This is a genomic window from Nocardioides plantarum (assembly GCF_006346395.1).
Lineage (GTDB): Bacteria > Actinomycetota > Actinomycetes > Propionibacteriales > Nocardioidaceae > Nocardioides > Nocardioides plantarum.
Genome location: NZ_VDMS01000001.1, coordinates 2,177,566 through 2,192,017, shown reverse-complemented (window position 1 = coordinate 2,192,017; position 14,452 = coordinate 2,177,566). Strand labels below are relative to the sequence as shown.

The window sequence follows — 14,452 nt, the reverse complement described above, 5'->3', positions numbered from 1 at the left end:
GCATGCGGGCATGACGTGGGCCACGGATCTCGGACGCCGGGTCGCGGCCCGACGCGTCGCGCTTCGCTGGAGCGTGCAGGCCGCCGCCCGGGAGGCCGGCATCGCCCGCGACACCTGGCGCAAGGTCGAGGCCGGCGAGTCGGTCCAGGACACCAAGCGCGCCACCGTGCTCGAGGTCCTCGGGCTCGACGAGCACGGCCACCCGCGTCCCGAGACGACCGGCGCCCCGGACGGGCTCCCACCTCGGCTCGACGAGGCCACCCTGGATGAGCTCCTCGACGAGCTGGCAGCGCGGCGGGCCGGTCCCGGTGCCCGATTGCCCAGCCTCGACGAGGGCCGCAGCTCGCGGCGACGACGCCTGCAGGCCGACGCCACCCCCGCCGAGCGAGCGGCGTACGACGGGGCCGACGAAGGGGCCGACGAAGGGGCCGACGAAGGCCCGGACGAAGGCCCCGAGGCCGATCTCTCCTAGGGCCCGTGTCGGTGCCCGCCCCTAGGGTGCCGGCATGCCGGAGTCCGTCACCCCGTGGAACCCCTGGGCCGAGCTGGCCCGGCGCACCCACCTGCGGCTGGTGTGGACCGATCGGGGTCGTCGGGGCTGCCTGGAGTTCGCCACCGGCGAGATCCGGATGCGCCGTGCCATGCCGCGTCACGAGAGCCGGTGCGTGGTGGCCCACGAGCTCGTCCACGACGAGCGCGGCGGGGTGCCCCGCTGGCTCGTGCCGCGCGAGGAGCGGGCGGTGCGCCACGAGGCGGCGCGTCGGTTGATCCCTCTCGACGACCTGGCCTGCGCCGTCCAGTGGTCACCCCACCTGCCCGAGGTCGCCGAGGACCTCGGGGTCGACGTCGCCACCCTCCGGGCCCGGCTGTGCGGGCTCACCGCCGACGAGCGTCGCCGCCTGACCAGGTGCCCCCGCCCCGACTGACCTGCGGGCGCCGAGGCCTCAGGGCCAGACGGTCCCCGTGGCCGCCGCGACGTGGTCGAGGAAGGCCCGCCGGGCCACCGGGTCGCGTCGCCGCTGCACGGGGTACGTCGTGGGGCGCGGCGCCCGGTCGTGCCAGAAGTGGTGGGTGCCCGCCGAGGTGGGTCGGGTCGCGACGAGCCAGACGGCCGTGTCGGCACCCGACGCCGCGTCGCGCAGGAGCGGCCCCATCAGCCGGCCGAAGCCGGGGAGGCTGTCGGTCACGCCAGGCGTCGCCGCCCAGCCCGGGTGGCAGCTCTCGACGCGCACCGCACCGCCGCGCAACCGATCGTTCCAGGCATCGACGACCTCGACCTGCATCCGCTTGGTGCGGGCATAGCCGCGCACACCGTCGTAGGCCTTGCCCGGCTCGCGGTACTCGATCTCGTCGGGTGTGCTGCGCAGGCCGGCGCTGTACATCCCACCCGACGACATCCACACGACGCTGCCGGGCCGAGCGCTGTCGGCGCCCAGCAGCGGCAGCAACCGCTCGGTCATCAGGTGGGGGCCGAGCACGTGCACCGCGAGCCCCAGCTCGTGGCCCTGGGCCGACTCCTCGCGCGCCCGGGTCAGCACCCCCGCGTTGTGCACCAGGCCCTGCAGGCTGTCGACCCGCGACGACAGGTCGTCGCACCAGGCCCGGACCGCGTCGAGGTCGCTCACGTCGCAGACCTCGGCGACCAGGTCGGCCGACGGCAGCGCGCGGCGTACGTCGGCCAGGACGGTCTCGACCTTGGCGGCGTTGCGGCCCAGCACGTGCACGGTCGCGCCGAGCGACACGAACAGCGTCACCATCGCCTCGCCGATGCCGGACGTCGCCCCGGTGACGACGACCCGCTGGCCGTCGAGGCACCCGGGCTCGGGGTCGGCCGGCCACCACCGGCGCCGCAGGGCCGGCCCGATCCGGGTGTAGCCGAGGACCAGGGACCGATCGAGTGCCGCGTCGGCGAACGCGGTCAGCCGCGGCGGCGGGATGCGCATGACCTGAACCTAGTGGTGCCGTCCCACGAGGAGGGGGACGAAGCCGCCCCCCGCTCTCCCCCCACGGTCGAGCGGGGGACGGCGCCCCAGGCTAACCGAGCGCACAGCCGGGCATGCCGGATCCGCAACCAAACGTTTGCTCAAGAAGCAGGTCCCGGCCCTCGTCGGGGCAGGCGCAGCGTGAAGGTGGTTCCCGCGCCCACGGTGCTGGCCACGCCGACCGTGCCGCCGTGCGCCTCGACGAGGCTGCGCACGATCGCCAGTCCCAGGCCGCTGCCGCCGTGGTGGCGGCTGCGCGACGGGTCGGCCCGCCAGAACCGGTCGAAGACGTGCGGCAGGTCCGCGACCTGGATGCCGGTCCCGGTGTCGGTGACCTCCAGGACCACCCAGTCGCCCTCGGCGCGGCCGGTGAGCGTGATCGAACCGCCGCGATCGGTATGGCGCAATGCGTTGCCGAGCAGGTTGGCGAGGACCTGGCGTAGGCGTACCGGGTCGGCCTCGAGCTCCAGCTCGTCGTCCACCAAGGCCTCCAGGCGGACCCCGGTCGCCGTGGCCTGGTAGCCGAACGCGTCGAGGGACTGCTCGAACAGCGTCGCGAGGTGGAGCTGCTCGGGGTGGATCACCAGGCGCCCGGCGTCGGCGGTGGCGAGGTCGCGCAGGTCGTCGATGATGCTCTGGAGCAGCGCCGCCTCCTCGCCCAGGGACGCGAGGAGCTCGGCGTCGGGCTCGGCGAGACCGTCCTCGACCGCCTCCAGCCAGCCACGGATGTTGCTCAGCGGTGTCCGTAGCTCGTGGGCGATGTCGCTGACCATCGCGCGACGCAGGGACTCGGCCCGGGCTCGGCTGTCGGCCATGTCGTTGAACGCCGCGGTGAGCTCACCGACCTCGTCGGCACGTCGGCGCTCCGGCACCCGGGCGGTCTCGTCGCCCGCAGCCAGCCGGCGGGCCGCGCCGGTGAGCGCGCGCACGGGTCGGACCAGCTGGTGGGCCCCGACCAGGGCGATCGCCAGCGTCGCCAGCAGGACGATGCCGGCGACCCCGGCCACCCGCCGTACGTCGGTCAGCGGGTCGACGGTCGCGGTCGCACTGCTGGGCGAGCCGAGGAAGAGCAGGGCCGGTGGCGCGACGTACGGCTCGAGCTGGCTCCGCCGGCTGGTCGCCAGACACGTCTCGACGGCTCGCCGGGCGGGGGGTGTATGACTCGACCGGGCCCTCCAGGTGAAGCCGAGGCTCACCTCGACGCGGCCCGCGCCTCGCGTCGCCAGGCACGTGTTGGTCAGCCGGGTGAGCTCACCGAGCGCGGCCCGTTCGGTCGCCGTGGGCCGGTCCAGCCGACCCCGGACAGGGCCCTGCTCCCTCGTCGCGTCGGCGGCCGCGGGGCAGGTGGCGACCACGTCGAGGTCGACCCCGACGATGCGGGGTCGGCCGCCCGGGCTGGTGGCGATGCTCCCCGCGCCGGTCTGCGCGCGCACGCACGCCAGGTCGCGCCGGGCGAGGGCGGCCAGGCGCGTGGACTCACCCGGCGTGAGCCGGTACGGACCGACCACCGCGCGGTCGATCCGGTTGGCGGGGCTGTCGGCGACGAGGGCAGGGTCCACGGCCAGCGGGTCCACCACCGACGAGGCGTTGCGGGCCAGCGGCCCGGGACCCCCGGTGATCGGCTCGCGTCGTTCGGTGGTGAGGGTGATGTCGCGCCCGGTCGACTCGGCCAGTGCGGCGACGACCGGCCCGACCGCGGTCCAGTCCGGGTGGGTCGCCGCGTAGTCGAGCAGGACCGAGTAGATCCGGGTGTCGTCGCTCAGGGCCTCCCCCTGCTGCTGCTCGATCGCCACCGTCGTGCTGCGCGCCACGAGCCAGGCGGTCGCCGCGGTCGAGGCGACCGCGACCAGCACCGCTCCTGCGCCCAGCCGGACCAGCAGGCTGTGCCGCGCCCGGACCCGCACCTCAGCGCTGCTCGTCGGTGAGCTTGTAGCCCACCCCGTAGACCGTCACCAGCCGCGTCGGCCGGCGAGGGTCGCGCTCGATCTTCTTACGCAGGTTGAGCACGTGCGTGTCGATGGTGCGGACACTGACGTAGCGGTCGATGCCGTGCAGCTCCTCGAGCAGCTGGCTGCGCGTCAGCACACCGTGCGGACGGGCGGCCAGGGCCGCGATCAGCCGGAACTCGCCTGCCGTGACGTCGACGCGCACGTCGTCGCAGTAGAGCTCGTGGGCGCGGGCGTCGACCACGACGGCGCCGACCCGGGCCCGGTCCGGCGGCTGGCCGTCGGCGACCCGGACCCGGCGCAGCAGGGCTCGGACCCGGACGACCAGCTCGCGCGGGCTGAAGGGCTTGGTCATGTAGTCGTCGGCGCCCAGGTCGAGGCCGACCAGCATGTCGTCCTCCTCGCTGCGAGCGGTCAGCATCAGGATCGGCAGGTCGGACTCGGCCCGGACGATCCGGCAGACCTCGAGGCCGTCCACCACCGGCAGCATCACGTCGAGGACCAGGAGGTCCGGGCGGGCCCGCCGCAGGACGTCGAGGGCCTGCTGCCCGTCGTGGGCCGCGACCACCTGGTGCGACTCGCGCTCGAGGTAGCGGCGCACCAGCTCGACCTGCTTCCGGTCGTCCTCGGCGAGCAGGATCATGGCGCACATGGCGGCGACTATAAGGAGTCGCACCGCAGCCGCTCTGGCCCGACGTGCCGCCCGTCGCGGGCACGGACACCAGGCCCACAGGACCCGGACAAGTTCCTGACATCAGCGTGTGACGCTCCATCGGGACAGCTCACCGATGCGAAAGAGGACTGATGAGACGAGCATGGCTGACGGCGTTGGCGACGATCCTGATCACCCTGGGGCCGGCCACGGTCGCCCAGGCCCAGGCCCCGTCGTACGCCGCGCAGGAGGCGCCCACGCGGACCCGGTGGGTGCCGGTCTCCACCGTCGCCTACGACCTGGGGGACGAGGTCTTCGTCGACCCGACGGTGACCGACATCGAGCACCCCGACCGACCGGTGCGCCAGGAGCTCGCCGCCGTGGTCCACTACCCCACCCGCCTGGGTCGGACCGAGCACCCGCTCATCGTGATGGAGCACGGCAGCTGGTGGACCTGCCTCGACAAGCGGGCCGGGAAGCCCACCAACGACTGGCCCTGCACGAAGGGGACCACACCGCTGCCGAGCTACCGCGGCTACGACTACCTGGCGAAGAGCCTGGCCGCACGCGGCTTCGTCGTCGTCTCCATCAGCGCGAACGCGATCAACGCGCACGCCCTCGGCGACCCCGGCTACTGGGGCCGGGCCCACCTGATCAACAAGCACCTCGCGATGTGGCAGACGCTCGTCACGACCGGCAAGGGTCCGCTCGCCGGACGGTTCTGGAACCAGCGCACCGGCAAGCGTGCCCACCCCGCCTTCCGCGGCCACGTCGACACACGCAACGTCGGCACGCTGGGTCACTCCCGCGCCGGCAAGGCCGTCATGTGGCAGGCCTCCGACCAGCACCGCTCCGAGTGGCCGAAGGGCGTCCGGGTCCGCGCCGTGCTGCCGCTCGCGCCCGTCTACTTCGTCCCGCCCGGCGAGAGCAACAAGGACACGCTGGTGACCAAGGTGCCCTTCAAGGTCGTCACCGCCAGCTGCGACGGCGCGGTCGGCGAGCGAGGCAGTGCCTACGTCGACGACGTACGCGGGTCCAACCCCGGCGCGTCCCAGGCGCGCATCGTGGGCGGGAACCACAACTTCTTCAACACGTGGTGGTCACCGGGCCGCATCGGCGGCGAGGACGACGCGCTCGAACCGTGCGACCGGGCCCTCACTCCCGCCCAGCAGCGGCAGCGCACCAAGCAGGTCGTGGTCCCGTTCTTCGTCGAGGAGCTGCTCGGCGCGCGCTGAGCTGACGATGACCTTGCGTCCGCAGGCCGTGCTCGGCGAGGTCAGCGACCCCGGGATGGCTAGATGTGCTGCGCCTTGGCGGCGTTCGAGTAGGTGGCTGTCAGACCGGTCGAGGCGGCGGCGCGTCGGTAGGCGTCCTTGGCCTCCTCGGTGAGGCCGACCTCGTCGAGCGAGCTCGCGAGCGTGAACCAGAGCTGGGCTATGCGCCGGTCGGCACCCGCGTGTGCGAGGTAGCCGACGGCCGCGAGCAGGTGGTCTCGCTCAGCGCTCCGGTCGGACTCCTGCCCGGCGATCCGGCTCAGCAGGGTCGCAGCCGTGGCCGCCACGTAGGGGTGGCCGTCGGCCTGGTCCAGGCAGGCCGCGGCGTCTCGTCGAGCTCGTTCCAGGTCACCGCGGGCGAAGCTGGCGCGGGCGAGCGCCATCGTGTTGTGGAGCACGTCGTAGGAGTCGGCAGAGGTGAGGCCCAGCGCCTGGCTGGCTGCCGTCAGGTGCTCGAAGGCCTCGTCGGTCTCCGGCGGGTCGATACGGAGGAGAAGCTCCCCGAGCTGGGTCCGCAGCCTCGCGTAGAGCCTGAGATCGGTCTCGTTCTCGAACAGGTGCAGTGCCTTCCGGGTGAGGGTCAGCGCTTCGTCGAGGTTGCCCGCCTCGGACTCGATGATCGCGGTGTTCCAGTAGGCCGCGGCCCGGCCTGCCGGGGAGCCACCGATCTCACTCTCGGCGGCCACCTGGCGGCAGATGAGGAGAGCGCGCTCGACGTCACCGCTCTCCCAGCAGGCGGCCGCAAGGGTGACCTTGAGGTGGGCGGTGTCGTCGGCGACCTGCGCCGAGCGCCCGCCGTCGTTGTCGAGGACGTCGATCGCGTCCTCGGCCACCGAGGTCGCTCGGGGGAGGTCGCCGCCTTCGCGGAGCAGTCGGCTCAGTCGGAGGCTGGCCTGCGCGCGGAGGTGCGTCGGTGGGCTCGAGGCCAGGACCCGAGTGAGGGTCTCCACGGCGTCTGCCGGGTTGCCCAGGGCGGCCTGGGCGGTGCCCAGGACCATCAGGATGCGACCGTGCAGGTGCGTCGACCCGTCGAGCTCGCCGCTCTCGAGCAGCCGGGTGGCTCGTGCCAAGGCGTCGTGGGAGGCACCTGACAGTGCCGCGAGCTCGGCGAACCCGACCTCGCACTCGACGGCGCGCGGGTCGGTCCGGTCGGTCCCACGGACGACGAGGTCCATCGAGACACCGAGTCGGTCGCAGAGCTTCTCCAGGGCTGCCGGGCTGGGGCGGCGCTGTCCTCGCTCCACGCGCGACAGGTACGCCGCCGACATGCCGTCGCCCACGGCCTCCGGCTGGGTCAGACCTGCCTCGAGCCGCGCTTCCTTGAGTCGCCGTCCAAGAAGGACGGGGTCGACGGCCGCGATGGCCTCCCACAGCTCTGAGCGCACGTGGGCATTGTCGCGCCCGATCAGCAAGTGGAGAGGATGGGGCCGGTCCACGTGCGCCGAGACCGTGCCGCCTGGGCGGCGGTGGCGGTGGCGGTGGCATCGAGCCATGGCCGTGGCGAAGCGGCGTACGTCAACCGCCGACCGGTCACACTTCGCCGTCTGCTCGGGCTGGTCACCGTGGCCCGCTCTAGCGATCTTGGGTAGTTCGTCGCATGGCACCGGTGCAGGAGCTGTCTTATTGCCGTCCTCGCGGTCGGCTTCCAGTGCGGCCCGCATCCAAGGTGAGGACCGACCGTTGCCCACGAAACTCGCTCACGGCATCGCCGCTGCCGCTCTGGTCTGTGTCACCGCACCGGTGGTGGCCTGGTGTGGCGGGGTGATTGCTGTCCCGGCGTCGGCAACTCCGGACGAGTCCCCCTCGGGGACCACATCGTCGCCCACGGACCTGCCGACGGACCCGCCGACAGGTGGGCCGGTCGTCCCGCCCCGGCGCTCTGACCCGCACTGGTGCTGCGGCTGACGCTCGGAGTACGACGGGACCCGGTCCGTCGGATGCGGGAGCAGCCGGCCGGAGGTCTCGCTCCGCGCCCGCCTCGCGCAGCCTGAACGGTCAGACGCAGACGACGCCGTCGATGTCGGTGGTCCAGCCGACGTAGTGCAGGTGGGTCCAGGCCTGATTGATGTGGTCCACCGTGGTGAGGTCGAAGTAGCCTGGGCGCTTGATGTCGGTGGACCAGACGCTCCCGGCTCCTTGGCTGACGGCGACGTGACCGGCTCCGGTCGATCCACCGGTCCATCGGTGGAACGCGCCCACGGGCGCGTCGTGGGGGTTGCCCGTGTGCTTGTTCTTCGACTTGTTCCAGTCGTCGGCGGCGGTCAGGGTGCCGTTCGACGGCACCTCGTACAGCAGACGGCACTGCATCTGGCACTCGTTGACGCCGAAGGCCGGACCGTGTGCGGACTGCGCGGCTGCGCGCTGGAGGGCTTGCTTGACGGGGAGCGGCATGGCGGGTCTCCTGGTGATGGATGGGGATCGGCTCGGATCACCCGTGAGGTGACGTCATTCGTGAGAGACCAGCCGCGCGGACAGGGGCGACCGGCTCACTGCGGTTACTGCCACTAGGCCTCCGGATCCACCCCGTAGTTCTGCGGCGTCTCTCCGCGGCGCAGGATGATGGGGCACTGCCGGCGATCGTTGAGGTAGTAGATGTGATGTTCGCTGTCGCCGACCGTGACCGAACCGTAGACGGCCATGCCGCCGGGATAGCCGTACGACCTCGTCCAGGGCTCGAAGAGGCCCTCGTGCCACCCCTTCGAACCGGGGGTCGCTTCCGGGAAGTGCTCGAGGTTGATGCAGGCTCTCACCTGCTCGTCGGTGACCGGGGTGTTGAGGGTCGGTAGCGGCATGGTCTTCCAATCTGTGGTGGGTTGCGCTTGGTTTCTGGCTGGGGTGGGAGCGGAGGTTGCGGTCTGAAGGCGGTCCCGAGCGGTGGACGGCCAGCCCTACTCGGAGGCGTGTCGCCCCGACGGTCCACCGTCGGTCACGGCGGCCGGCACGTCCGGGTCCTGGTAGCGGCGCAGCTCCTCGACGAACTGGGTGATGTCGAGCTCCTGGCCGGCGGCGGGGACCTCGTCCATCAGGCGGGTGCTGTCGTCCTTCGGGGTGAACTCGAGGAACCAACCCAGGATCTGAGGCCCGGGAATGGTCACCGAGATCGCATTGTCGGACGAGACGCTGCTCATCGACGAGCTGTCGGAGTGCGACGAGGACGAGCTGGCGGAGGAGAAGCAGAAGAAGCCCCCGCCCGAGGCCGAGCGGCTGTCCACCACGGACTGGACCGCGTCGAGCTGGGACTCGTGGACGCTGAACCGGAGGGTCACGTCCTTCACGACGAGGAACGCGACCGGGAAGCACGGCAGCAGAGCAGCATTGGCCGCCTCGAGGGTCTGCTTCGCAGAGGCCCCGTCGAACTCGACGGCACCGACGGAGACCGGCGCCGTGGTCAGTCGCGACATGTCGGAGGACAGCTTGAAGACACCGGGGTCGAACCACCCCCGGTTGACGTTGACCTTCGTGGCGTTGAACCCGATCGCGATGGTCGAGCCCTCCTCGAAGCTGTGGTCGGACACCGAGGACGAGCTCGAGCTGGAGCTGGAGCCGGCGCTCCCGAAGAAGAAGTCGCAGCTCCACGACGAGGTGCTCGCCAGGGATGCCTCCGACGACTGCTTCTGCATCTCCGACTGGGAGAACGACATCTGGACCTGCATCCAGCGGTCGTCGGCCGCGGCCTTGGTGGATGCGGGTGCGCCGCTGGTGTAGCCGGCGAGGACTCCCTGGACCGCCCTGGTCATCGTCGCGAAGGTCGACGACGCTGCCTGCGGGGTGGTGCCCTGCGCGACCAGGTAGCTGAACGCCTCGCTCGGGAGCGGAGAGATCTTCTTGACCTCCGCGACGACGGGGGTGTCGTCTGTCGCGGTCGGGGCCACCGGCGAGTTCACGTCGTTCAGCCCCGTGTCGACTGCCGCCGTGGCGGCCTGGATGAGCGTGCGGAGGGCAGCGGCACTGGCCGGGAACGCCGTCTCGGCAGACGACACGTCAGCTTGATCGGACATGAGGAGCGAGGCGCTGGCGGCCTGGAGATCACTGGGCACGGCGGGCGCGTTCACCACGTTCTTCAGCGCATCGAGGACGTCCTCGAGGGCCGGCGAAGGCGTGGAGGTGGCCGTACGGAACGCGTCCTCAGCCGCGTTGACGAGCCCGGCAAGGTTGGCGGCGGCTGCCCGTACGGCGTCCGCCGACGGTTGGGCCCACGCTCGGAGTGCCCCACGGTAGAGGGGCAACAGCTCCGCCGGAGGGGTGGCGCCTGTGGTCGTCGGGGTGATGGCAGCCCAGACGCTGGTGAGCCAGGCGATCGGGCTGGGCTGGTCGGTCGGGGTCAGCAGCGCGGCGACGCTGGCGATGGCGGGCTTGTCGGCGTCGGCGTACGTCACCGGAACCACGGCACGCGTGGTCGAGCCGGACGAGACAGAGGCGGCGAGCTGGCTCTGAAGTGTCTGCACGTCTGCGAGCTGGCTCTGGAGCCGAGCAAGGAGCACCGGCAGGTTCCCGAACTGGCGGGCCTGGGTCGACGCCAGGTTCATTCCCGCGTCGGACAGCGCTTGCGCGCTGCTGGTCAGTGCCGACTGTGCAGCGATCGCCGCTTGCTGCCCGGCCACCAGCTTGTCGAAGTCCTCGGGGGTCAACGGGCTGCCATCGGCCCGCGCAGCCGCAGTCTCGACCGCCTCGTCCTTGTTGGCCGTGCTGACCGAGGTCACGGCGGAGTCGAGCTCCTCGAGACCCTTCGCACCTGCGGCGATCTCACCACCACCGACCGCACTCATGACCATCTGCACCGCGGTGACGGTGTTCGAGGTGTAGGTGTTCATCAGCGAGTTCTGCGCCGAGGTGAACGTGGTCTGGGCGGTCGTGAATGCGGCCGCCGCCCTGGCGGCCGCGTCACTGGAAGGCACCTGGGCCAGCAACGCCTGGACCTGGCTGATGCTCGCCATCACGGCCTGGGTCCGCCCACTGAGGGTCAAGGCGATGAACTGGGGATCACCCAGGAGGTCCACCGGGTCCAGGTCGGACGCGAGACCGAGGAACCAGTCGGTCGGCGTCAGGTCGACGGGGTACACGTAGCCGCCCGAGGGCGACGGCAGCCTCAGGTCGAGCACCTGATCCAGGCTCTCCTGCATCTGGCCACCCGGCCCTGCGGCGAGCGCGCCCAGGATGGCGTCCATGTCGGACGGCGAGAGCACCGCGAGCAGCCGGCCCTCCGCCGCGTCGATGCGCGCGAGGTGCCCTTCGGCGACCTCCTCGTACCACTTCAGGAACTCTTCCGAGCTGAGGCCCGACCGCTGTTGGACGACCAGGGTGTCCCACTCGGACTTCTTCTCCAGCCACGACTCGTAGAGCGCGAAGTACAGCTCCTGCAGCGTGCCGGTGAACGGCGTGCCGTTGACCGTGGAGGCGGGCGGCGCAGCCGAGGTCAGGAACTCGCGAAGCTTGTTCTTCATGGCGGCCACACCCGGCTCGAACCGGGGCACCAGCGCACTCAGGGCCTGGGTGTACTGCGACGACAGCGTCTGGCCGTTGGACGCCCCGGAGATCTGCGCGACGTCGTACATCTGGTCCACGAGCCGCGACTCGGCCTCAGCAACGAGCGCGGGCTTGGACGTGGTCACGTCCCACGCGAAGTCCGACTGCGTCAGCACCGTGCCCGGCAGGCTCATGTTGAGGAACTGGTTCGGATTCGTGCCGCCGAACAGGCCCATCAGCTGGTGATAGATCTGCTCGATGGGCGTCGGAGTCGAGGAGCTGGTGGCGTCGGTCGTCTGGGTCATCGCGGCCTTCGATCAGGGGTGGATGACGATCAGAACAAGACTTGCCAGTCACGTCAACCCTTGATGGCATGTTTGGCAATCTTTCATCGGCTCCACCCCGAGTGGTCTAGCCCGTGCGCCCGCCGGCCGCGGACGGACGGACCGCTCTCCTCTCAATGCCGGCCGCCGTGAGCGCAGGGGCCACCGAGTTGGCGCGGTCGAGCCCTCGACGCAGCGTGATCATCGGGAGTTCGTCGGCCAACGGGTTGGTGGCGGCGACTGAGTCGCCCCGGGTCTGATCCGGCGGTCCGTCCCAGCTGACTCGGAAATCGGACCACAGGGCCTCGCATCGCCTACGAAACCGTCCACCTACTCGGCGAGTGCATGCGCGCACTCGCTCCAAGTCACCGACTCACCGAGATCGGCCACCGCTCTCGCTGATGCCACATGGATTGACGAGGTCTTCATGATCTCAGAACGCCACCTCATCGGATACGCAGTCCGCGTGGGCGACATCGATCGAAACCACTACCTAGCGGCGCCTGCGGGCTGCGGCAGCCTCGCCAGTCGGAGTCAGGCGGTATGCACGATTCGGGGAGTGGACCACATCAGTCGTTGCCTCGACGAGACCCTTTTCCGCGGCGATCCGGATGACGGTGTTTGCCGTCGCGCGCGACACTCCCAGCGCGTCCATGGCGTCGCTCAGCCTCACCTCGCTATGTCTTGCCTCGGTGATCGCGCTGAGGAGGACTGATATCTGCTCAGAGCGACTCTTACGGCGGGGGCGCTTGGTTCCGGAATCGCCGCCGTCCGGCTCTCCCGGCGCGCCGCCGCGTAGCTCTTCGGTCGGGGTGAGTGACCAAGCGACGCGGTCGGCGATACGGCGGCTGCGGAGGATTCCCCGTTCCTCGAGCCCGGCGAGTTCAACTGTGACTCGCTCCTGGTCGGTGCGCTCGAAGAGACGTGCCGCTAGGCGTGCGTCCAAGCGGACCTCATTGAAGTCCGAGCTGAGGTCCTGAGCGAGGAAGTCCTCGAGCCGCCGAGCGAAGGCCACGATCCGAGCTTCGCGAACGTTCAGGGAGAAGCCTGACGAGTCGTAGAGCGAGGCGGTGCGTGCTGTGTCGAGAGGACCCCGGAAGAGGGCGACGCAGAAGCGGGCCGGCCGGGAAGCAAACAATGCCGGGGCGTTGCCAGTCTGGTGGCAGGCCCGGTCTGCTGCCCGGATACCCGAGGCTTGACCCTCGGTCAGCCGGGCACCACTCGGTGTCGTGAGCAGTTCGCAGATCCTGGTAAGCGTGAGATTGCGGGGGGTGCTGAGGGTGGCGGCATGACCTAGGTCGCGGGGGTCGACGTCGACGTGGATGCCGCCGGGACTCGTCACCAAGACGTAGTCGTCCTGGACGACGAGCCGCGACGAGGACTGGTCTTGACCCGGGGCGAAGCTGCGGTGGACAAGTGCGTTGCCGAGGATCTCTCGAAGCGCCTCGACCGGTACCTCCAAGCGGTTCACCACGTGGCCGTCGGAACGCGACGCGACACTGCTCCTCAGGTCGCGGCGCAGTAGTGCGATGCCCTCGTCGAGGATTTCCCCGATAGTCCCCTCGAGGTGAGTTGCTGTCGCAAAACGGACGGAGTCGTCGCCCGCCGCAGGCGCGACCTGGTACGAAACGCGGGCCGCTGGGGTTTGTGACTCGGGGCTGTCTCCGAGGGCGAGGATGGCCGCCAGCGTCGGCGTACCGGCGTCGTCTGTGATTCGGTACTTGTGCATGAGGCGGTCGGGGGGCAGTTCCTCGTTGCGAGGCGTTACCTGCCTGGCGGCAGTGAGGAACATTTCAACGAGATCTGTTCGGAGCATCGCTGCCTCGGGTGCGGCGCGGGCACTGTGGTCTTTGCCCGTCCGGTTCGCGAGCAGGTCATCGACCTCGGGTCGACTCATCAGGTCATCGCGGTCACCGACTCTGATGTAGGAGCTGGTGTAGGGCTCGCCTTGGCGATGGCATGGTCTTTGGTGCCTCGGAACCGACGGGACCCGGGCAGTGAGGACGACACCGTCTGGGTGGTCGAGCGCGTAGATGGCCAGGCGCATCGGTGGGTCGAGGAGCGCACATCGCGCAGCGAAGGTGTCGTGCACTGGCTTGGGGTTCTCGACCCCTACGACGTCGAACGCGCCATCGTTCTCGTCCACTCCGAGGAGGATGAGACCGCCAGAGTCGGTGTTGGCGAAGGCACTGACGGACTCCATGAGGGAATCTGGGAGTGCCTTGCGGGAGGCCTTGGCTTCCACGACCTGATGGTCGACCTTGAGGGTGCGGAGCTCGCCTAGCAGCTCGTCCAGTGTCTCGACGCTGTCCACCTCGATCATCGCGTCATCCCTCGGTCGCTGTGCACTGGCTAAGTGTACGACCAACTGTTTAAACAGTTTGGTGGTTGAGCGATGCCGGTATGCGGCGGCGAACCTAGCGGCCGTCCTCGTTGCATCGGCCGTGGGCGAGGGCCGGTTCGTCGAGCACCACTTCGTTGCGCGAAACGGAGAGATTCCGTGGTCGGTCGCTCCACGTCGTCCAGCGAGCTGGGTCAGGCCGGCAGGGGCTGGCAGGTCGGCAGCTGGGCAGATGGGCAGCAGGGGGTGTTGTCCGCGTTCGGCTCACGACGCAACTGTTTAAACGCATCCTGTCTAACCACCAGTTGGCCAGTTCCCCACTCGACGGACCCCCCTGACTGCACCGCACCGCACCGCACCAGCGCACGGCGACCCGACCAGAACCCAACGATTCAACCGGGAAGGGCGGGAGCCGGACGGTCATCGGCGCGTGACTCTGGCACGGCGTGGAGTGTGGTGTGCGGGTCAGGA

11 protein-coding genes are annotated in these 14,452 nt (G+C 70.5%); 3 read left to right on the top strand and 8 right to left on the bottom strand.

The genetic code is table 11. The features are described from left to right. Window positions 1–10 precede the first annotated feature (10 nt). Together FJQ56_RS10285 and FJQ56_RS10280 are read left to right on the top strand one after the other, a co-directional pair. Window positions 11–472 carry a helix-turn-helix domain-containing protein gene (locus tag FJQ56_RS10285; protein ID WP_140009303.1) on the top strand — a complete coding sequence of 154 codons (462 nt, stop codon included), beginning with the start codon at window positions 11–13 and terminating at the stop codon, window positions 470–472. 34 nt (window positions 473–506) lie between these two features. After that, window positions 507–926 (top strand): hypothetical protein, encoded by a 420-nt coding sequence (locus FJQ56_RS10280; RefSeq protein ID WP_140009302.1) that lies wholly within the window; start codon window positions 507–509, stop codon window positions 924–926. 18 nt (window positions 927–944) lie between these two features. Here the strand turns inward: FJQ56_RS10280 and FJQ56_RS10275 are convergent, their stop codons facing one another. The 3 genes from FJQ56_RS10275 to FJQ56_RS10265 all read right to left on the bottom strand — a co-directional run bounded on the left by FJQ56_RS10275 (window position 945) and on the right by FJQ56_RS10265 (window position 4,580). Continuing rightward, entirely contained in the window at window positions 945–1,943 is a 999-nt protein-coding gene (locus FJQ56_RS10275) for an SDR family NAD(P)-dependent oxidoreductase (protein ID WP_140009301.1), read from the bottom strand. Window positions 1,944–2,083: 140 nt separating this feature from the next. Then, window positions 2,084–3,886 carry a sensor histidine kinase gene (locus FJQ56_RS10270; protein ID WP_211350829.1) on the bottom strand — a complete coding sequence of 601 codons (1,803 nt, stop codon included), beginning with the start codon at window positions 3,884–3,886 and terminating at the stop codon, window positions 2,084–2,086. Between the two features lies 1 nt (window position 3,887). Next, complete coding sequence (locus tag FJQ56_RS10265) at window positions 3,888–4,580, bottom strand: response regulator transcription factor (RefSeq protein WP_140009300.1); 693 nt, start codon at window positions 4,578–4,580, stop codon at window positions 3,888–3,890. Between the two features lie 152 nt (window positions 4,581–4,732). Here FJQ56_RS10265 and FJQ56_RS10260 point away from each other — a divergent pair, with 152 nt between their 5' ends. Next, a complete protein-coding gene (locus FJQ56_RS10260; RefSeq protein WP_140009299.1) occupies window positions 4,733–5,815 on the top strand; it encodes an alpha/beta hydrolase in 1,083 nt (360 codons plus the stop codon). A gap of 59 nt (window positions 5,816–5,874) precedes the next feature. Here the strand turns inward: FJQ56_RS10260 and FJQ56_RS10255 are convergent, their stop codons facing one another. The 5 genes from FJQ56_RS10255 to FJQ56_RS10235 all read right to left on the bottom strand — a co-directional run bounded on the left by FJQ56_RS10255 (window position 5,875) and on the right by FJQ56_RS10235 (window position 13,963). Further along, window positions 5,875–7,239: a helix-turn-helix domain-containing protein gene (locus FJQ56_RS10255; RefSeq protein ID WP_170215337.1), complete on the bottom strand. Its 1,365-nt coding sequence runs from the start codon at window positions 7,237–7,239 to the stop codon at window positions 5,875–5,877. 610 nt (window positions 7,240–7,849) lie between these two features. After that, window positions 7,850–8,245, bottom strand: coding sequence for a hypothetical protein (locus FJQ56_RS10250; protein WP_140009297.1), 396 nt, complete (start codon window positions 8,243–8,245; stop codon window positions 7,850–7,852). Between the two features lie 113 nt (window positions 8,246–8,358). Beyond that, entirely contained in the window at window positions 8,359–8,646 is a 288-nt protein-coding gene (locus FJQ56_RS10245) for a hypothetical protein (RefSeq protein WP_140009296.1), read from the bottom strand. Window positions 8,647–8,742: 96 nt separating this feature from the next. After that, window positions 8,743–11,622 carry a hypothetical protein gene (locus FJQ56_RS10240; protein WP_140009295.1) on the bottom strand — a complete coding sequence of 960 codons (2,880 nt, stop codon included), beginning with the start codon at window positions 11,620–11,622 and terminating at the stop codon, window positions 8,743–8,745. Window positions 11,623–12,133: 511 nt separating this feature from the next. Then, window positions 12,134–13,963 carry an RNA-binding domain-containing protein gene (locus FJQ56_RS10235; RefSeq protein ID WP_140009294.1) on the bottom strand — a complete coding sequence of 610 codons (1,830 nt, stop codon included), beginning with the start codon at window positions 13,961–13,963 and terminating at the stop codon, window positions 12,134–12,136. Window positions 13,964–14,452: the final 489 nt, after the last annotated feature.